The following is an 18,895-nucleotide window of genomic DNA, read 5'->3' as shown; positions in this document are numbered from 1 at the left end:
GGCGTCTTTTGAAAAGCCGCACGCTTTTCGTCGCAAACGGTTGGCATTTTGTAAATCTACCGTTAACCTGATAGCGGATTTCACTTCTGTAATCACAATGGAACTTCGTCATGTTTGAGAACATTACCGCCGCTCCTGCCGACCCTATTCTGGGCCTGGCCGATCTGTTTCGTGCCGACGACCGCCCTGGCAAAATCAACCTGGGTATTGGTGTATATAAAGATGAAACCGGCAAAACCCCGGTCCTGACCAGCGTTAAAAAAGCTGAACAGTATCTGCTGGAAAACGAAACCACCAAAAACTACCTCGGTATTGATGGTATCCCTGAATTTGGTCGCTGCACTCAGGAACTGCTGTTCGGTAAAGGCAGCGAAATTGTGAGCAGCAAACGCGCTCGCACAGCACAAACCCCTGGCGGTACCGGCGCGCTGCGCGTTGCGGCGGATTTCCTGGCGAAAAACACCTCTGTTAAGCGCGTATGGGTGAGCAACCCAAGCTGGCCAAACCACAAGAGCGTCTTTAACTCTGCGGGTCTGGAAGTGCGTGAATATGCTTACTACGACGCGGCAAACCACGCTCTCGACTTTGACGGCCTGCTGGCAAGCCTGAGCGAAGCGCAGGCAGGTGACGTGGTGCTGTTCCACGGTTGCTGCCATAACCCAACCGGTATCGACCCGACGCTGGAACAGTGGGAACACCTGGCTAAGCTGTCCGTGGAGAAAGGCTGGCTGCCGCTGTTTGACTTCGCCTATCAGGGCTTTGCCCGTGGTCTGGAAGAAGATGCGGAAGGCCTGCGCGCGTTCGCAGCCGTGCATCAGGAACTGATCGTGGCGAGTTCCTATTCCAAGAACTTCGGCCTGTACAATGAGCGCGTAGGTGCCTGTACGCTGGTCGCGGCAAACGAAGAGACCGTCGATCGTGCGTTCAGCCAGATGAAGTCCGTGATCCGCGCTAACTACTCTAACCCACCGGCACACGGTGCGTCTGTTGTTGCCACCATCCTGAGCAACGATGCCCTGCGCGCGATCTGGGAACAAGAGCTGAACGATATGCGCCAGCGCATTCAGCGCATGCGCCTGCTGTTCGTGAATACTCTGGCTGAGAAAGGCGCGGACCGCGACTTCAGCTTTATCATCAAACAGAACGGCATGTTCTCGTTTAGCGGCCTGACTAAAGAGCAGGTTCTGCGTCTGCGTGAAGAGTTTGGCGTGTACGCCGTAGCATCTGGCCGCGTGAACGTTGCAGGCATGACGCCTGACAACATGGCGCCACTGTGCGAAGCGATTGTCGCCGTACTGTAATTTGCGCCCATAAAAAAAGCCTGCATAATGCAGGCTTTTTTTTATTCTGGTTACCAGACAGGCATTTCATCCTGAAGGAACGGGTTATGGAGCCGTTCATAGCCCAGCGTCGACATCGGACCGTGTCCTGCGATAAACGTTACGTCATCACCCAGCGGCAATAACTTTTGTTTAATCGACTGAATCAGCTGTCCGTGATCGCCGCGCGGGAAATCGCTGCGTCCTACGCCACCTTTGAAAATGACATCGCCGGAAATCAGCAGACGTGACTGGTCATCAAAGAAGACGATATGGCCTGGCGTATGCCCAGGACAATGCAACACCTGTAAAGTCACATTCCCTACGGTAACGCGATCTCCTTCGTTTAACCAACGATCGGGCGTCAATGGCAGACACTCATCAAGGCCAAACATGCGGCTTTGTGCGGGTAATCCCTGCAGCCAGAACTCATCTTCTTTTTCCGGGCCGATCACCGGCACACCGTAGTGTTCAGCCAGTTCAGCCGCAGCACCTACATGGTCAAGATGACCATGAGTGAGCAAAATCTGCATCAGCGTGACGCCGCTTGCTGCGACCTCCTGCTTGATTTTCTCAGCGTCACCGCCGGGATCAACAAGCGCGGCCAGTTTGGTTTGCTCGCACCAGATCAATGAACAGTTCTGGGAGAACGCGGTAACCGGAATAATACGATAGTTCATACTGCTCCTGTGTTTCGTTATTACCAGTGCCGAACCGGCCCGGTATCAATATGCACAAAGTTGCTACGTGGGTAATATCCTACACCACCTGCGCGCATAGATAACGCGGCTTTGCGAATATTGGCTAACGAAACGCCTTCAATGTGGAAATCCATTGCCTGCCCTTTAGTGTGATAGCTTTTTTTCGCTACCCCACGGCTGTGGGCGCGCAGTTCATTGTTGGTATCGAGTGAACGGTATCCTGAAATGAGCTGCACCGGCTTGCTGGTTCCCAGCAGGCCCTGAAGGCGGAATAACTGATCAAATAGTCCAGGATCGATGGCTTTTATTTTATTCGCGCGGAAATCACGGAAAAAATGGTTAAGTTTTGCTAATTCATCCTGAATATAGCCTCTGCCATCGAAAAACTCCGCTTTAAGCGACTCACCGGTATGAAGATTGTTGAGCGTTAATATACGCGGACGTGGTGTCGAGAGGGTGGCAAATGCTGGCGTCGGAAGGATGGCCGCTGCGCCGAGCGCAACACCACCTAACGCCAGCAATTTGCGGCGATTAGCGTCAAATTTGTCCATGATAATCAGGTCTACAGGTCAATGAAATCGTAAATATGCTTAGCGCACGAAGGGCACCTTAACTGTCAAAACAGCTTACGTCAAGGCGCCCAACCCCAGTGAATACGCGGCTTACAGCCAGATCGCCCCGTATTCACCATAACTTACGACAATCAATTTGCCCGAACTACTTCATTTACCTGATTAATTGTTCAGCTTTTGGCAAAATTTGTGCGCCGGATCGCGCAGTGAGATCATAATTGTAAATATCTGTACGGTACTGGGTGCGCCCGTCCTCGCCGACAAACGCCGTCAGATAGTAAAGATTGACCGGAATGTTGTGTCGAATATTAACGTAACGGGTATCACCTTGTTTCAACGCATCTGAAATCCGCGTATCGTTCCAGCCCGCATCCTGCAGCAGCATATTCGCCAGCTCAGAGGCCTTATTCACACGAACGCAACCTGAACTGAGCGCGCGCGTATCTTTCTGGAACAGGTTGTGGTTCGGCGTATCATGCAGATAGATTGCATCTGAACTTGGCATGTTGAATTTATAGCGCCCCAGCGAGTTATGGGCGCCCGGAGCCTGCTGGAAGCGGAACGGTAAATTCGACGCCGTTATCGTTGACCAGTCGACCATCCAGGGATCTATCGCCTCTTTACTGTTCCAGCCGCGCATCACGGTATACCCGTGGCGTTCCAGATACCCTGGATCGTTCCAGACCTTAGGCAGGATATCCTTACGAGCCAGCGTTGGCGGGACGTTCCACGGCGGGTTAACCACCACATTATTCAGCGCGCTGCTCATCATTGGCGTTTTACGATCGGGACGCCCGACAATCACACGCGAAGCCAGCACTTCGCTCCCGTTCTGGTAGTAGACCAGCGAATACGCCGGTATATTCACCATGATGCCGGTAGACAGCGTGCCTGGCAGCAAGCGCAAACGCTGGATATTCAGCGCCAGTACGCCCGCCCGTTGTGCCGGAGAAACATTCAGCCAGTCGCGTGTTGACGGACCAATTACGCCATCGGCACCCAGCCCCTGAATAGACTGGAACTGCTTAACTGCCGCAACCAGCTCGCGGTCATACGCGGCAGGCTTTGAGCTTAGCGGAGCTACGCTGGTCTCTTTTACCGGTGCCGACGGGCTCACGGCCACGCTTTGACCGTCATCGCCAGGAAGCGCAATTTTTGGCCCATTATCCAGAATGCCGGAACGTTTGAGAATTTCGCGCAGTGCAGGAACATCACTGCTCCACTGCCCCGGACGCAGCGTCGCGGTCGCCCGGAGTTGCGGCCACGGACGCGAATCCGCAACCAGCTCAAGCAGCGACTGGTGCATTGTGGCGTATTGCGGATGTGCAGGCGCAAGGCTTGCGATAAAGCGCGGCAGGTCGCCATTATCCAGTGACAGTTGCCATTGGTTTATGACCGACAGGGCTGGCGTCGCCAGTTTGTACGGTTTTTCGCTGTATAACCAACGATTGCCATTTACCGGAATACCCGCCACAAACTGGAGATACCCCATCATGGCATCTGAGAGAACCACGTCACGCGCCTGCCCGGTCACGGAAGGATCGGTCAGAAGTTCAACCCACGTTGTAAACTGCGGCTGAATACCAGCAATCGCCACCTCTGCCAGCTGCTGCTGGAAAGCACGCACCGCATCACGGTTTTCCCACATCGGCTTCATATCACGCGCGGCATAAAGCAGCGTGAGCTGATTAATGTAGGCAGGTGTATATCCTGACGGCAGCCCGGACTGCAGCTGCTGACGAACAGACTCTGTGTCGATACCTTCAGGTAGCGGCGTAATACCGGCCATAATGGCCGTTGCTGGAGACTGCTCCAGCGGCTGTGACAACGACGTCGGCTGAGAACCCATTGTTGCAGAGCTGTCAGTCGGTACAACCTCAGGCTCATCAGCCTGCGCGGTGAACAGTGGAGCAAACGTCATTGCCAGACACAAACTTAGCACTGACAGCTGACGACCACGATTTTTCTTTAGCAACATCCCTTGCCCCCTGTTTTCACGACACGCCCATCACATTGGGGCTTTCTTTCATTATAGGTAGGCACAATTGCTGTTGGCTTACCTTATGTAAAGAAGTTTAAAGATAACGCAGCCGTAAGCACAAGCTAAGAGTAAAAAAAAAGCGGCGCTACTGCGCCGCGCTTTGTAACAAAACACCTCAGGAGGCGTCTGCCGTACCCGGTAATGACTCTGGTGGTTGCGGTGCAAAACCGCGTAACCCGACAACGTGTACGTGTTCGCTGTTCTGGAATACTTTACGTACCAGTTTGTAAGTCGTCCCTTTTTCCGGGCTGATGTTTTCCGGTGCTGCGATGATGAGCTGCATATCAAGGCGATCGCAAAGTTCAAACAACGTAGCGATGGAGCGGGCATCAAGACGCGCCGCTTCATCAAGGAACAGCAGGCGACATGGCGAGATGTCTTTACCGCGCAGACGACGCGCTTCATCTTCCCAACTCTGGACAACCATCACCAGAATCGACATACCGGTACCGATAGCCTCACCCGTCGACAGCGCACCCGATTCCGCACGCAGCCAGCCGTCGGAACCCCGGTTAACCTCAACTTCCATCTCCAGATAGTTACGGTAATCCAGCAGCTCTTCACCAATGGTTTGCGGCGTACGCTGGCCCATATCGATCTGCGGGTTCAGGCGCTGATACAGCTTCGCCAGCGCTTCAGAGAAGGTCAGACGGTTGCTGTTGAACAGATCCTGGTGCTGTTCGTGTTGTTCAGACAGCACGTCCAGCAGCGTAGAGTGAGCCTCACGTACGTTCACGTTCAGACGCACGCTGTTAACCTGACCAAACGACACGCTCTGCAGGCCCTGGTTCAGCTGGCGGATACGGTTCTGTTCGCGCTGAATGGTCTTACGGATGATGTTCGCCACGCTGCGGGAGCTGATAGCCAGCTTCTGCTCGCGGGAGGTCAACTCTTCCGTCAGGCGACCCAGCTCGATTTCCATTTGTTCGATGGCTTCGACCGGATCGTCGGTACGGATGATATCCTGACGAATACGTTCGCGCAGGTGCTGATAAACGGCCACGAAGAACTGGATTTTGCGCTCAGGACGCTTCGGATCTTCCGACATACGCAGCACGTCGCGCAGGTGTTCGTTATCCGCCACCGCCAGACGCAGTGCACCCAACGCTTTATCCGACATGGAACGCAGTTCGTCCCCGGAAAGATAGGCCAGCTCGCGACGGTGTAGACGACGTTCAACGTTATTGTCTTTCACCATGCGCATCACCGCACACCAGCCCGCCTTCGCGGTGACAACCTGCTCACGCATTTCGTGATAGTCGCGCTCCAGCTTGCGCAGGCGACGCGTCAGGTTGTCCATCTCCGCTTCGCAGAAGGTCAGCGCTTTTTCGAGCTGATTGCGGCGAGCTCGGTTGTTGCTCAGTTGGCTGTGCAGTTCATCGCGACGAATGCGCGCACGTTCTTCCGCACCGCTGTCGGCACGAACGCCAATATCCTGCAGCTCTTTGTGCAGATCGTTCAACAGCTCTTTCTTGGTATCGAAGGAGCTTTTCAGCGAGGCCATGACCTGACTGTACTGGCTCAGCTGTGCGGCATGCGTACGCATGGCTTCACGCGCGCGGGTACGCTCGGCTTCAGCCTGCTCCAGGCGCTGACGCAGCTTTTCATTCAGATCGCTGTTTCCGCTCAGCATTTCTGCTGAATCGGAGTAGCCGAAGTGGGCGCGACGCTGTACCACTTCCGTCAGGGCAAACGCCTGCTGACGCGCTTCACGCTGCACCTGCTGTGACCAGGCGTAATCTTCTTTTAACTGCTCGAACTGCTCCGGGTCGCTTTGAAGAACGGAGATGACCGGCTCCAGCTTCGCCAGCTGATTACCGTGCTGTTGTACAAAACGCGCGGCTTCCTGCGCTTCATCCAGACGTTCCTGGATTTCATCTACGCGGTCAGCCAGCGTGTCATCAGCCAGCAGATTCAGGCGCGGCAGGATGCGGTTAAGGGCGGCGACGCCCTCTTTCGCCTGTTCAAACTGGACGCGGCTCTGCTGGTTGTCACTTTCATGATTAGCAATCGCGCGCTCAAGTTCACCACGACGGGTATTGAGCTTGCGAATTTCTGCTTCCGGATCCGCGTCAAAGGCCACGGCAAGATGGCTACCGATAAAGCGGCTGAATGCCTGGTGCAAACGCTGGGTTTTCTGCACGTCAAACGACAGCGTTGCAAAGCGTTCAGAGAGCGTTTCACGCTCGGCGTGCAGGCTTTCAATACGGTTTTCACGCGCGGCGCGGCCAAACAGCGGCAGTTCCGGGAAGCGAGAATAGCGCCACTGACGGTCAGCGATTTTCACCACCACCGCTTTTTCCAGCTCGTCGACGCTGAATACGCTGTCATCAAACGACTGCGGATCGCCTTCGATCAGGTAGAGATCTTCCGGGCAATCTTCCAGTCCTGCCAGCTGCTCAGAAATCAGCGACAGATCCGGGACGACAATTGCATTACGCGACGGGCCATACAGCGCGGAGAAGTACGGCGCATCATCCAGGCCAACATCGTCATAAATTTCGGACAGCAGTACACCGCCGAAACGCTCTGCCAGGGTATTCAGGCGCGCATCTTCCGCACCGCCCGGCTGGCTTAAGCGTTCAATCTCTTCATCGACGTCGCGCTTGCGGGCACCCACTTCGTCACGCTCAACAATCGCTTCGCGTTCGCGCTCCAGTAGCTGCTGGAGGTATTCTGTCACTTCCTGACTGGACTCAAACTCTTCGCCGCACTGTTCGCTAAGCTGGCTCAGGCTGCTTTGAGCTGCCAGCCAGACCGGCGCACGCTGCAACAGTTTTTGCGAGCGGGACTGAAGCTGCTCCATCTCCTGGCGCAGCGTCATACGCTGTTCGCTGGCGTTGGATACACTGTCTGAAAGTGCCGCAATACGCGCTTCAAGCTCCTGATGCAAAGCCTCAAGCTCGTCGAAATCGTAATTTTTCCCCTGACGCTTGCAGAATTCCGCCAGCAGACGCTCGGCTTCCTGCTGCTCGCGCAGGCGCTGCTCCAGCTCGTTGAGGCGCATACGCAGCGGCTGAACCTGCTCAGCCAGATGGCGCTGGTTCACCCCGTCGCGCAACAGTTCGCGGGCGACGTCCCAGGCTTCATTACGCGCCAGCGGACCGTTAATCGCCACCACCAGCTGGTAAGCCTGTTCAAACTGGCTGTGCGCCGTTTGTGCGACGCTCATTTTCTGATCGAGTGACAGGAGTTTCTCAGTGGCTTCCTGCTCTTTTGCCTGGAAAGTATCCAGCCATTCATCGGCGCTTTCTGGCGTTAAGTCAGGCAAATGACACAGCTCTTTGGCGCGCTGTAACGCCTGCAGGGCCTGATTGTATTGAATAGCACGCGTCTGCTGCACGTCCAGCGCCTGCTGGTAATCGGCAAGCTGGCTTTTTAGCTCATCCACTTCCAGCTCGGCGGCTTCGGCACGGGCTTCGTTCTCTTCCTGCATGTCGGCGGCTTCAGCCACCACTTCGTTTTGCTCTTCAAGGCGAATTTGCAGCTCATCGAGGTCTGCTTCATAGCGCTCGATTTTTTCCTGCTGACGCAGTGCGGTCTGCACCAGGTTCAGGTGATCGCTGGCGGCCTGGTAATCCGCTTCCAGGTCACCCTCGGCACCGTTGTGCTCACCCAGCTCGCGCGCCATTTCGACGTGCTTGTACTGCTCGGCCACCAGCTGTTTACGCGAGGTAAACAGCTCACGACGGTACTCTAATGCCTGATCGAGATGAATGCGGCGCTCGTTGGCGTGACGCATATAGTCCGCCGCCACGTAGTTAGTGGCTTCGCTAATAAGGTGTTTAAACAGGTCGCGGTCAGACTGGGTAACGCGAATGGCTTCCAGCGTCATGCGGTTTTCACGCAACGCGGCTTCCATATCCTGGAAGGCCTTACGCACGCCGCTGTTTTCCGGCAGCAGGTAGTCGCGCAGGGAGCGGGTAATCGCGCTGGAGATACCGCCGTACAGAGACGCTTCGATCAGGCGGTAGTATTTGCTACGGTCTGATGCCGTGCGCAGACGTCGCGCCACCACGCCCAGGTCGAACATCAGGGAGTGGTAATCGGTAATGGAGTTGAACTGTTTGAACTGCACGCCTTCGATGGCTTCGAGCTTGTCTTTCAGCTCCTGCAGCGTCAGTACGCGCGCCTGGCGTTCGTTCAGGGTTTCCGTCAGCAGCGCCGTCGGCTGCACGGACGTTGGCAGCCCCTGGATGGCGAACGGTTTGATATCCACTTTACGGTCGCGACCGGCAACCTGCTGCAGACGCACGCCCACCACAACGCGCTGGTGACGGGAGTTGATGACGTCCAGCACCGAATAACAGACACCGGCCTTCAGCTTACCGTGCAGACCCTTATCACGAGAGCCGCTTGTCGCGCCCGCTTCGGTGGTGTTACGGAAGTGCAGCAGCGTCAAATCGGGGATCAGCGCCGTCACAAATGCCGCCATGGTGGTGGATTTACCCGCACCGTTACCGCCGGAGAGCGTCGTCACCAGCTCATCCAGATCGAAGGTTCGGGCAAAGAAGCCGTTCCAGTTAATCAGCGTTAGTGAGCGAAATTTACCGCGTTCAATCATTACTCTTCCTCCCCGCTATCCGGCTGATTCTCTTCATGCTCATCATTGAGCTGCAAATGGTTTTCCACCGGCATCGCTTCACCGTCGCGGATCATGCGCAGCTGCGCTTCACGGGCGTCGTCACCCGCGCGCACGTCGGCGCCAAAGCGGAAGACGGATTCCGTAATGCGGAATTTGCTGCTGTCATGGCCCATAAACCAGACCATGCCCAAACGACGCAGACGGTTCAGGGAAGAGCGAACTTTTTCCTGTAATTTCTGACGGTCAAGATCGGAACCTGTCGAACGGTTGTTCACCAGCTTCAGTAGTTTGCTTTCATCTGCCAGCGACAGCAGTTCATCGTAGAGTTCCTGCTGAGTGAAAATCCCTTCATTCGCCAGACGTTCCGGGCTGAGGTAGAGGTAGCAGAGAATTTTGCCGACCATCATATCCAGCTCGGAGAGCACGGAACGCGGGATCAGCGTGGTTGAGCGCGGGCGCAGGTAGAAAAACCCTTCCGGCGCGCGAATCAGCTCCACGTTGTAGCGCGCGTAAAACTCTTCCAGGTATTCCTGGAAGTCCATCAAAAAAGCGTGATTATCCAGCTCGTCAAGACCAATGTGACGACCGGCACGCAGCTGGCTGTCCAGCGCCGGAAATAACGGATTCGCCAGCGCCTGTGCCAGCTTCACTGGCATCACTTGTTCAATATTTGTCAATGACATGCGCCTGTACCTTGGCTCCGTAATCGTTGATCGGCTGCCACTTCGGCGGCAGTCCGGTGAAATCTGCTTGCGCGATGCCCAGGCGCACCGCCTGGTCTACTACGATGCGGGCAACGTCAAAGTGCCGCGCACGAGGATATTGCGCCAGATAGTCGCGCACCACGAGACCAAGATCCAGCGGTGCTTGTCTGGTTTTGTAGACAGCGAGCTGTTCTTCGATCATCGCCGCAAGTTGTTCGCGAATTTCGTTAAATTCTTCGTATTCCAGATCCGGTGGCAATTCACCGGTAACCTCTTCATCACGCAGCGCCATCTCTTCGTCGCGCATATCCAGCAGACGGTCGGCATTCGCGTAGGTCAGCGCCCACGGGGCATCGAAATAGGTTTGTACCGACTGACGCAGACGCTGAGCGAAGACGCGGTTTTTATCCATATCGATCGCGGTACGGATAAATTTATGCACGTGTCGGTCGTAGCCGATCCACAGGTCGATCGACTGCTGGCCCCAGCTAATAATACGATCGAGTTTGCTTTGCAGATCGAAGACCAGACGGTCGACAAAGTGTAGGTCGTCGTGCGCCATGGTCGCATCCTGGATGCGGAGCAGATTGGCCTGAAGCTTGTCGCCTGCGGCTTCCAGCGTATCCTGCAGCTCACGCAGCGTACCGGAGGTTTCTGACAATAAAAGTTCACAGCTGGAGATGGCTGCACGCCAGTCTTTATTCAGCAATTGAGCGATATCGTCTTTCACCTGCTGCTGCTGTTCATCCATCAGACGCTGGGTCAGATCGATGCTGTCGAAAATCTCAGCCACCGAGTACTTCAGCGGCGCGTAAACGTTGCGGTGCCAGTGGAATTCGTCACCGTTTTCATCTGCCGCGTCGGCGGCGCGCTTAAGCTCGCCCGCCACGATCGAGAGCTGCATGGAGAGACGCAGCGTCGAAAACTCGCGCTGGCGAATGTAGTAATCGGTAATGCCGATCCCCAGAGGCGTCAGACGATAAATGGCGTTTCCTTCCGCCTGCTCGCTGGTAAAGCGGTTCAGCAGACGTTGACGCACCATATCGTTGATTGCGTTGTTGGCACGCACGCTAATGGTTTCGCTGGTTTGCTCAAACGCATCACTGACATGGCGGAACGCATCCACCAGTTCACCCTCGCTCATTTCACCATCCAGCCGTTCGCCGTTCAGCGTGGCAACCGCCAGCAGGAAGGAGAGTCTGTCTACCGGCAGCGAGATGGAGAAATCGTTTTTCCTGGCCCAGGCAACCAGTTCGGGGACTGTCTGGGAAAATTCACTCATAGATTATCCTTGCTTCTGCGGCTTGCGCGCGGTGACGTGTATATAGCGACCAAGGCTCAGATAAGGCTCCTGGCGGCAATACCGCGTTTCTATTTCTGTTAAGGCGTCTAAACAGTCATGCTGTTTTTGTTTATCACGCAGATAATCATGAAACACCCTCACGCCTGTTTTACCGGTGATCTCCCAACCAATCTCCTCCAGCCAGCCATAGACCTGCTGCGGTTCACGTGGGAAATCCGGCGATAGCGTGCGCCGTTTCTTTTTATACATCCCCTGCTGCACGTAGCCAAAATTGCCCACCAGCACGTTTCGCATCAGCAGACCGTTTGCATTGTAGAACATTAGCGATAACGCACCGCCCGGACGCAACATCGACCACAGCGTTTTTAACATGGCTTGCGGTTCCGCGACCCATTCGAGTACAGCATGAAACAATATCAGATCAACCTGCGTTTCCAAATGCTGGGGAATGTCCTGAGCGGCGCAATGTATAAAATGCATGTTGTCGCTCACACCTTTCTCTTCTGCCGCGCGTTCGGCGCGAGTAACCATCTCGGCAGAAAGATCGCAAAGCGTGACGTGGTGCCCCCGCTGCGCCATCAGAATTGCAGTCTGACCTTCCCCGCCACCGGCATCAAGCACGCGCAACCGTCGGTCACCCATCTCCGCCAACAGCTTGTCCAGATCCTGCCAGAGGATCGTCTGACGAAGCTGACCTTTGGTGGTGCCATAAATGTTGCGCGAAAACTTTTCCGCGATGTCATCAAAATTGCGATCCCGCATTGGGAAGGTTCCACTCGCTCACTGCAAAACCGCTATTTTGTCACACCCGCGCGGAGAATGAACCACTCTGGTGTAATATCACGGGTAATCGCCTGCTGTATGGTTAAAAAAGGAACCAAAAAGGATGCTTTTTACCCTAAAAAAATACATCGGAGGCATGATGCTTCCCCTTCCCCTGCTGCTGCTTCTCATCGCGCTGGGGCTGGCACTGGTGTGGTTCAGTCGCTTTCAGAAAAGTGGCAAAACGCTTATCACGCTCGGCTGGCTGATGCTGCTGCTGCTGAGCCTGCAGCCGGTCGCGGATGGTCTGTTACGCCCTATCGAAAATAAGTACCCGACCTGGCAGGGAAATCAGAAAGTGGAGTACATCGTGGTATTGGGTGGTGGGTATACCTGGGATCCGAACTGGGCACCCAGCTCTAATCTGATCAACAACAGCCTGCCGCGCCTGAACGAAGGTATCCGCCTGTGGCTTGCTAATCCGGGATCGAAAATGATCTTCACCGGAGCCGCCGCACAAACAAACCCGGTGAGTACGGCGGAGGCCGGCGCACGCGTCGCTGAATCACTGGGCGTGCCGCGTTCGTCTATCATCACCCTGGACAGCCCAAAAGACACCGAAGAGGAAGCCGCCGCGGTGAAGCAGGCCATCGGCGATGTGCCGTTCCTGCTCGTGACATCGGCGTCGCATTTACCGAGGGCAATGATATTCTTCGAGAAACAGGGATTACATCCCCTACCCGCACCGGCTAACCAGATAGCGATCAACGCGCCGCTTAACCCGTGGGAACGAGCAATCCCGTCCCCGGTCTGGTTGATGCACAGCGACCGTGTCGGTTACGAGACGCTCGGACGCCTCTGGCAATGGCTGAAAGGCGCGTCATGCGAGCCAGGGCAAGAGTGATTTTGTCGCCAGGTCGAAGTTGGCGCGATTGAACCGTCCGGTATTCACCAGTTGCGCCACTTCATCCCAGAGCAAATAGAGCCAGCGCCGCCAGAGAAATGCCTCCGCGACAGGTGCCCGTTGCAGATAGTGCCAGAGCAAACCTTCCGCAGAGGCGCTGTCGCAGAGTCTGAACAGTTCGTACTCGCGCGGTGCCCAGAGCATAATGCCCGGCCCAACCATCGCCAACAGCTGGTCGCTGCGGGGATCTTTCAGCATGCTGCGCAGGGTAAAATTGCCGTGTATCAGCACGCAGTTGTCGTTAAAGCCCTCAAACAGCGCAGGCAAGCACTCGCGGGTGCGAAACAGAATGCGTTTGTCCTGCATGGTTAAACCGGTGTTGTTGAACTGGTTAAGCGTTCCCCACAGCACTTCGACCCGCTGACGATACCAGAGCGGCCACAGGTTTTCCTGGGTGCTGTCGACCGGGCCGACGAGCCCGCGGCTATCCTGCCGGTGCCAGGCCAGTAACGCTTCGACGATCTGATCTTTCAGCTGTTCCCAGCGGTCCGGCGTGCGCGCCGGGGCTTCCACAGAGACGCCGCGCAGGCGCTCAATGAGCAGGACATCCGGGCCGGGGTGTTCCTCATGCGTCATGACACCGTAAACCGTCGGCATTCGCACCGTACCCTCCCTTGCCAGCATCGACATTTTCCATGCCAACTGTCTGGCGACGCCGGGTGAAGTAAAGCTTCTGGCCATGAGAGGCATTGGGTTTCCATGACTGTCATACAGCGCCCAAAGTGCGGTATCCGCCTTTTCATTCACACACTCGACTCGGCTCAACGTCTCGCCAAGCAGATGGCTCAGTTCGGCACGCAGCTGTTCCATATGAGATTACCCCCATTAAGTCTACTGCTTTTATAATGAGCGCGTGAGCAACGTATGTCACCCGGAAGAGATCAATAATGGGTAAGAAAGGAAAAATTGTGGGGTGAGAACATCCCCCCGAAAGGAGGGATGGAGGCAAGAAGATTAATGCAATTCGGCGCGAACGCGCTCAAGATCTTCCGGCGTATCAACGCCCGTTCCGGGGACTTCTTTGGCAACGGCTACGTGGATTTTTTCGCCATACCAGAGCACGCGGAGCTGCTCCAGCATTTCAATATGCTCCAGCGGGCTCGGTGACCAGTTGACATAGCGGCGAATGAAGCCCGCACGGTAGCCGTAGATCCCAATGTGGCGCAGGAATGAATCACCGATGGTCTCATTTGATACCGCAAAGCGATCGCGATCCCAGGGGATGGTCGCGCGTGAGAAATAGAGCGCATAGCCCTCGGCATCCATGACCACCTTCACTGCATTCGGGTTAAATGCTTCTTCAGCATGATGAATGGGTACCGCGAGGGTGGCCATGCCAACCTGACGCTGCGCCAGATTTTCCGCCACCTGGCGAATAATAACCGCCGGGATCATCGGCTCGTCGCCTTGCACGTTGACGATGACCGTATCATCGCTGAAACCACATTTCTCAACCACTTCCGCCAGACGCTCAGTGCCGGACTGGTGATCGGCGCGAGTCATGCACACTTCACCGCCCGCCGCTTCAACCGCTTGTGCCACGTCCGGATGATCGGTTGCCACGATGACGCGGTCAGCACCCGATTCACGCGCACGCTCCAGGACATGCACAATCATTGGCTTGCCGTTGATATCTACCAACGGTTTACCCGGCAGACGCGTTGATGCATAGCGCGCTGGAATAATGACAACGAAACTCATAGCTTGCTCTCTTCTGCCACCAGGGAACGGGCTTCATTTTCCAGCAGGACCGGAATACCGTCCCGCAGCGGAAAAGCCAGACTGTCCAGCTTGCAAATCAGTTCTTGTTTATCCTGGCTGTAGTAGAGTTTGCCGTTGCACACCGGGCAGGCAATAATTTCAAGTAAACGGTGATCCATAGTTCCTCCGTATGGGTTATCGCTAAAGCTTAACACATTCCCTTTTCAGGGAGTGTCTGTTTCCCAACCACTTCGGCAGGTCGTAAACAGCCCGTCCGGCATACGGCCCAGCGTCACGCTGCTCGCCCCTTGCCAGCGCGCAAATTCGCTAATGGCGGATGATAATCCTTTCTCCAGGGTCGCCGTCGCCTTAACCCCGTCTTCAAGATACAGCGCGATGATTTCAAGCGTCCCGGTTTTGCGGTGCATTTTGGCATCCATGCGTCCCACCAGTTGCCCTTTATGCAGCAAAGGCAAAACGAAGTAGCCGTATTGGCGTTTTGGCGCGGGGGTGTAACACTCCAGCCGGTAGCTGAAATTAAACAGCTGCTCGGCCCGCTTTCTGTCCCAGACGACCGGGTCGAAAGGTGACAGTACCGCGCTGTGTGTGGCCTGGAGCTTACCTTCCTGCGCCTGAGGTAAAAGCGGGAGCAAATCGGCATGCAGCCACATCTCGCCCAGCGTTTCGACAGTGACAGGTATGACGCGCTGCTCGCGCTGCCACACCTCCAGCAAGGGTTTTAGCGCGGGCTGACGGAGTCGGTAGTAGTCTGCCAGCCATTGCGGGCGAAAAATCCCCAGACTGCGGGCGCTGTTCTCCAGCATGATGGCTTCGGCCGCTTCCTGCGTAAGCAGGTCACGCTCGTCGTCCCAGTGCGGCATCACGCGGTGCGTCAGGTCGTATACGCGCTGAAAGTTACGCCGCTCAATCACCATGACTTTTCCAGAGGTGAACAGCCCTTCGAGATGACGTTTGTGCGGCTTCCACTCCCACCAGCCGCTGGTGCCTTTGCGCGGGTGTTCAAAATCAGCCGAACGCACTGGACCGTTTTCCTGAATATGCGCGATAAGCTGCTCAATTTCAGCGGCGTGTTCATGCATCCACTCCTGACGATATTTCCAGCCCATCTTATCCGGAGAGAGCATGCGGTGACGAATCAGCGCGAAATCACTGCGGGGCAGGAAACAGGCTTCATGTGCCCAGTATTCCATTAGCTCACCCTGGCTAAGCGCATTGTCCAGCCACTGCGGCTGATAATTTCCCAGGCGGCTGAAGAGCACCAGGTAAGGGCTTCGTGCCACGATGTTGATGGTATCGATTTGCAGCAACGACATGCGCTGCACGGTGGAGAGAATGTCAGAGGGTAGTGCGCGACGGCGAGGCTTTTTAAGCAGCCCCTGCGCGGCAAGGTGTAAATGACGTGCAGCTGTTAGCGAGAGTTGCGGTAAAGACATGCGTTTTCCTGTCAGTCAAAGCACCACCAGAACCGCGTAAGCCTTTACTGCACCAACGCAATCAGTTCCTTGAGCAAGTGTTCCGGCTGCTCGCCGCTGAGTTCAGCGTCAACCGGCAGATACCACCAGTTATCTTTCGCAAAGGCGCGGCATTTCACCGCATCTTTTTCGGTCATGATCAGCGACTGCCCGGGGACGGTCAGGGCGTCTACCTGACCTTCCACCAGCGCCTGGTGGTCGGCCAGCGGAACGCGTTTTTCCAGCCGGGCACCGCACTGCTCCAGCGTCGCAAAGAAGCGCGGAGGGTGGCCAATACCCGCCATCGCCACCAGCGCAGGCAGTTGTTCAACCGCCTTACGCTCGCCCGTTAACAGGTTAACCGCCCTGCCAGGCTGAAGATGCATAGGGATTTCCCCAGGCTTTGCCTGGCCACCGTTAACAATGATCGCATCAACGGACTGAAGGCGCGACGCGCGTTCACGCATCGGCCCGGCGGGCAGCCACCAGCCGTTGCCAAAACGGCGCACACCGTCGATGACCACAATCTCTTTATCACGCGCTAGCGCGTAATGCTGAAGGCCATCGTCGGTGATAATGATGTCCACCGCGTGCCCGGCAAGAAGCGCCTGAACGGCGTCGCTGCGCACCGGTGAGACCGCAACCGGCACACCTGTCCGCTGAGAGATCAGGACAGGTTCATCACCCGCTTCGGCAGTTGTTGTATCCGCCGTAAGCAGAAGGGGATAGTGCGTCGCTTTACCACCATAGCCGCGCGATACAACCCCTGGGCGAATACCGCGTTTTTGCAACTGCTCCACCAGCCAGATCACCACCGGCGTTTTGCCGTTCCCACCTGCGGTCAGGTTACCGACCACCACAACCGGAACCGGTGCGCGCCAGGCGCGCTTCAGCCCCAGGCGGTACATCAGACGAATGGCACCGCTCACCAGACCATACAGCCAGGAGAGCGGCAGAAGCAGTCGCCACAGTGGTGATTCACCGGACCAGATGCGCGCAATCATTGTTGACCGAACTGCATCTTATGAAGCTGAGCGTAGACGCCACGATGGGCGAGCAGATCGGCATGGCTACCCCGCTCGACAATCACGCCGTCTTCAACAACCACGATTTCATCAGCCTGTTCAATGGTCGACAGACGGTGCGCAATCACCAGAGAGGTACGGTTCTTCTGCAGTTCGTCCAGCGCTGACTGAATAGCGCGTTCAGATTCAGTATCCAGCGCGGACGTCGCTTCATCCAGAATCAGGATTGGGCTATCGCGCAGCAGCGCACGCGCAATGGCGATACGCTGACGCTGACCACCGGAAAGGAGCACGCCGTTTTCACCAATGATGGTATCCAGACCGTTATCCATCTTGTTGATGAAGTCCATCGCATACGCCATGCGTGCGGCATTCTCGATCTGCTCACGGCTGTACTCTTCAGTACGCGCATAGGCGATGTTGTTGGCAACCGTATCGTTGAACAGATGCACGTTCTGAGAAACCAGTGCAACCTGGTTACGCAGCGACTGCAGGGTATACTCCCGCAGGTCATGTCCATCTAACAGGATTTCGCCTTCATCAATGTCGTAGAAACGCGTCATCAGGCTGGCAATGGTTGATTTACCCGAGCCGGAACGGCCCACCAGCGCAACGGTTTTACCTGCTGGAATCCTCAGGTTGATATTACGCAGCGCAGCCACTTCGCGGCCTGGATAGGTAAAGGTCACGTTGCGGAATTCAACGTCTCCGTTTGCACGCTCAATCACGCGCGTACCTTCATCTTTTTCCTGCTCGGAGTCCAGAATGCTGAACAACGTCTGGCATGCTGCCATCCCGCGCTGGAACTGCGCGTTCACGTTGGTCAGGGATTTCAGCGGGCGCATCAGCGCAATCATGGACGAGAATACAACGGTGATGGTCCCTGCTGTCAGGGTCTCCATTACGCTCGGGAAGCTCGCTGCATACAGAACAAATGCCAGTGCCAGTGAGGCAATCAGCTGAATGATAGGGTCGGAGATAGAGGAGGCCGACACCATTTTCATTCCCTGCAGACGCATTTTATTGCTGACCTTATCAAAGCGCTTGGTTTCAACTTCCTGACCACCAAAGATCAACACTTCTTTATGGCCTTTCAGCATCTGTTCAGCGCTGGTCGTGACCTGCCCCATCGTATTCTGCATATTCTTACTGATATTGCGGAAACGCCTGGAGACGACGCGGATAGCAATGGAGACAATCGGTGCCAGCACGATCAGGATAAGCGACAGCTGCCAGCTGTAATAGAACATCATGATAAACAGGCCGATAATCGATGCGCCTTCACGGACCACGGTAATCAGCGCGCTGGAGGACGATGATGCCACCTGCTCTGAATCGTAGGTAATACGTGACAGCAGCGTGCCCGTAGACTGTTTATCAAAGAATGAGACCGGCATGCCCATCATGTGACCGAAGAGTCGGCGACGCATGGCCATGACCACTTTTCCTGATACCCAGGAGATACAGTAGCTGGAGATATAGCTGGAAATACCGCGTAAGATCATCAGCCCAATAACCACCAGCGGCATCCATAGCAGCACTGAGCGATCCGTTTTACCAAAACCGTCATCCAGTAACGGTTTGAGGAGCGATAGCATAAAAGTATCGCTGGCCGCGTTGAGGATTAACGCTACGCCCGCCACGATCAAGCCTGCTTTGAAAGGGGCAATCATCGGCCAGAGTCGGCGGAACGTTTGCCACGTGGAGAGATCTTTGTCGTTATGCATTCAAAAAACCAGCATTTGT

At 55.7% G+C, this 18,895-nt stretch carries 15 protein-coding genes; 2 read left to right on the top strand and 13 right to left on the bottom strand.

Going from position 1 to position 18,895, the window contains the following annotated elements; all coding sequences use genetic code 11:
* Positions 1–110: 110 nt before the first annotated feature.
* Entirely contained in the window at positions 111–1,301 is a 1,191-nt protein-coding gene (locus tag N2K86_RS07400; RefSeq protein ID WP_202774146.1) for an amino acid aminotransferase, read from the top strand.
* A gap of 50 nt (positions 1,302–1,351) precedes the next feature.
* Here the strand turns inward: N2K86_RS07400 and N2K86_RS07395 are convergent, their stop codons facing one another.
* The 7 genes from N2K86_RS07395 to cmoM all read right to left on the bottom strand — a co-directional run bounded on the left by N2K86_RS07395 (position 1,352) and on the right by cmoM (position 11,987).
* On the bottom strand, positions 1,352–1,999 hold the full coding sequence (locus tag N2K86_RS07395; protein ID WP_089598364.1) for an MBL fold metallo-hydrolase: 648 nt from the start codon (positions 1,997–1,999) through the stop codon (positions 1,352–1,354).
* 20 nt (positions 2,000–2,019) lie between these two features.
* The gene (locus N2K86_RS07390; RefSeq protein ID WP_185805582.1) at positions 2,020–2,571 is read right to left on the bottom strand and encodes a YcbK family protein; all 552 of its coding nucleotides are present in this window, start codon (positions 2,569–2,571) and stop codon (positions 2,020–2,022) included.
* A gap of 175 nt (positions 2,572–2,746) precedes the next feature.
* Positions 2,747–4,570: a L,D-transpeptidase gene (ldtD, locus tag N2K86_RS07385; RefSeq protein WP_260660999.1), complete on the bottom strand. Its 1,824-nt coding sequence runs from the start codon at positions 4,568–4,570 to the stop codon at positions 2,747–2,749.
* Positions 4,571–4,748: 178 nt separating this feature from the next.
* Positions 4,749–9,197 (bottom strand): chromosome partition protein MukB, encoded by a 4,449-nt coding sequence (gene mukB / locus N2K86_RS07380; RefSeq protein WP_260660998.1) that lies wholly within the window; start codon positions 9,195–9,197, stop codon positions 4,749–4,751.
* Positions 9,197–9,901, bottom strand: a complete 705-nt coding sequence (gene mukE / locus N2K86_RS07375) for a chromosome partition protein MukE (RefSeq protein ID WP_003858208.1) — start codon at positions 9,899–9,901, stop codon at positions 9,197–9,199. Before mukE ends, mukB begins: the two co-directional genes overlap by 1 nt.
* On the bottom strand, positions 9,882–11,204 hold the full coding sequence (mukF, locus tag N2K86_RS07370; RefSeq protein ID WP_006809372.1) for a chromosome partition protein MukF: 1,323 nt from the start codon (positions 11,202–11,204) through the stop codon (positions 9,882–9,884). The genes mukE and mukF overlap by 20 nt, the downstream gene beginning before the upstream one ends.
* Before the next feature lie 3 nt (positions 11,205–11,207).
* A complete protein-coding gene (gene cmoM / locus N2K86_RS07365; protein WP_212473691.1) occupies positions 11,208–11,987 on the bottom strand; it encodes a tRNA uridine 5-oxyacetic acid(34) methyltransferase CmoM in 780 nt (259 codons plus the stop codon).
* Between the two features lie 124 nt (positions 11,988–12,111).
* On the opposite strand from cmoM, the gene elyC reads away from it, so the two are divergent.
* Positions 12,112–12,891 carry an envelope biogenesis factor ElyC gene (elyC, locus tag N2K86_RS07360; protein ID WP_260660997.1) on the top strand — a complete coding sequence of 260 codons (780 nt, stop codon included), beginning with the start codon at positions 12,112–12,114 and terminating at the stop codon, positions 12,889–12,891.
* On the opposite strand, the gene N2K86_RS07355 is transcribed toward elyC, so the two are convergent.
* From N2K86_RS07355 to msbA, 6 genes are all read right to left on the bottom strand, one after another.
* On the bottom strand, positions 12,868–13,761 hold the full coding sequence (locus N2K86_RS07355; RefSeq protein WP_260660996.1) for a YcbJ family phosphotransferase: 894 nt from the start codon (positions 13,759–13,761) through the stop codon (positions 12,868–12,870). The genes elyC and N2K86_RS07355 overlap by 24 nt on opposite strands.
* A gap of 144 nt (positions 13,762–13,905) precedes the next feature.
* On the bottom strand, positions 13,906–14,652 hold the full coding sequence (kdsB, locus tag N2K86_RS07350) for a 3-deoxy-manno-octulosonate cytidylyltransferase (RefSeq protein ID WP_260660995.1): 747 nt from the start codon (positions 14,650–14,652) through the stop codon (positions 13,906–13,908).
* Positions 14,649–14,831, bottom strand: coding sequence for a protein YcaR (ycaR, locus tag N2K86_RS07345; protein ID WP_260660994.1), 183 nt, complete (start codon positions 14,829–14,831; stop codon positions 14,649–14,651). The genes kdsB and ycaR overlap by 4 nt, the downstream gene beginning before the upstream one ends.
* Positions 14,832–14,876: 45 nt before the next feature.
* Positions 14,877–16,106, bottom strand: a complete 1,230-nt coding sequence (locus N2K86_RS07340) for a winged helix-turn-helix domain-containing protein (RefSeq protein WP_260660993.1) — start codon at positions 16,104–16,106, stop codon at positions 14,877–14,879.
* Between the two features lie 44 nt (positions 16,107–16,150).
* Complete coding sequence (gene lpxK / locus N2K86_RS07335) at positions 16,151–17,128, bottom strand: tetraacyldisaccharide 4'-kinase (RefSeq protein WP_260660992.1); 978 nt, start codon at positions 17,126–17,128, stop codon at positions 16,151–16,153.
* On the bottom strand, positions 17,125–18,876 hold the full coding sequence (gene msbA / locus N2K86_RS07330) for a lipid A ABC transporter ATP-binding protein/permease MsbA (RefSeq protein ID WP_260660991.1): 1,752 nt from the start codon (positions 18,874–18,876) through the stop codon (positions 17,125–17,127). Before msbA ends, lpxK begins: the two co-directional genes overlap by 4 nt.
* Positions 18,877–18,895 lie beyond the last annotated feature (19 nt).

Origin of the sequence: Enterobacter mori, assembly GCF_025244905.1 — a bacterium.
Classification (GTDB): domain Bacteria; phylum Pseudomonadota; class Gammaproteobacteria; order Enterobacterales; family Enterobacteriaceae; genus Enterobacter; species Enterobacter mori_A.
The sequence above is the reverse complement of the archived record's forward strand: the minus strand, read 5'-3'. Positions and strand labels throughout refer to the sequence as shown.

Coding starts and splice junctions, on each gene's coding strand:
- ycaR (WP_260660994.1), bottom strand. CDS start 14,831: ATGGATCACCGTTTACTTGAAATTATTGCCTGCCCGGTGTGCAACGGC.
- cmoM (WP_212473691.1), bottom strand. CDS start 11,987: ATGCGGGATCGCAATTTTGATGACATCGCGGAAAAGTTTTCGCGCAAC.
- N2K86_RS07355 (WP_260660996.1), bottom strand. CDS start 13,761: ATGGAACAGCTGCGTGCCGAACTGAGCCATCTGCTTGGCGAGACGTTG.
- N2K86_RS07395 (WP_089598364.1), bottom strand. CDS start 1,999: ATGAACTATCGTATTATTCCGGTTACCGCGTTCTCCCAGAACTGTTCA.
- kdsB (WP_260660995.1), bottom strand. CDS start 14,652: ATGAGTTTCGTTGTCATTATTCCAGCGCGCTATGCATCAACGCGTCTG.
- mukE (WP_003858208.1), bottom strand. CDS start 9,901: ATGTCATTGACAAATATTGAACAAGTGATGCCAGTGAAGCTGGCACAG.
- lpxK (WP_260660992.1), bottom strand. CDS start 17,128: ATGATTGCGCGCATCTGGTCCGGTGAATCACCACTGTGGCGACTGCTT.
- mukB (WP_260660998.1), bottom strand. CDS start 9,197: ATGATTGAACGCGGTAAATTTCGCTCACTAACGCTGATTAACTGGAAC.
- mukF (WP_006809372.1), bottom strand. CDS start 11,204: ATGAGTGAATTTTCCCAGACAGTCCCCGAACTGGTTGCCTGGGCCAGG.
- msbA (WP_260660991.1), bottom strand. CDS start 18,876: ATGCATAACGACAAAGATCTCTCCACGTGGCAAACGTTCCGCCGACTC.
- N2K86_RS07390 (WP_185805582.1), bottom strand. CDS start 2,571: ATGGACAAATTTGACGCTAATCGCCGCAAATTGCTGGCGTTAGGTGGT.
- N2K86_RS07400 (WP_202774146.1), top strand. CDS start 111: ATGTTTGAGAACATTACCGCCGCTCCTGCCGACCCTATTCTGGGCCTG.
- elyC (WP_260660997.1), top strand. CDS start 12,112: ATGCTTTTTACCCTAAAAAAATACATCGGAGGCATGATGCTTCCCCTT.
- ldtD (WP_260660999.1), bottom strand. CDS start 4,570: ATGTTGCTAAAGAAAAATCGTGGTCGTCAGCTGTCAGTGCTAAGTTTG.
- N2K86_RS07340 (WP_260660993.1), bottom strand. CDS start 16,106: ATGTCTTTACCGCAACTCTCGCTAACAGCTGCACGTCATTTACACCTT.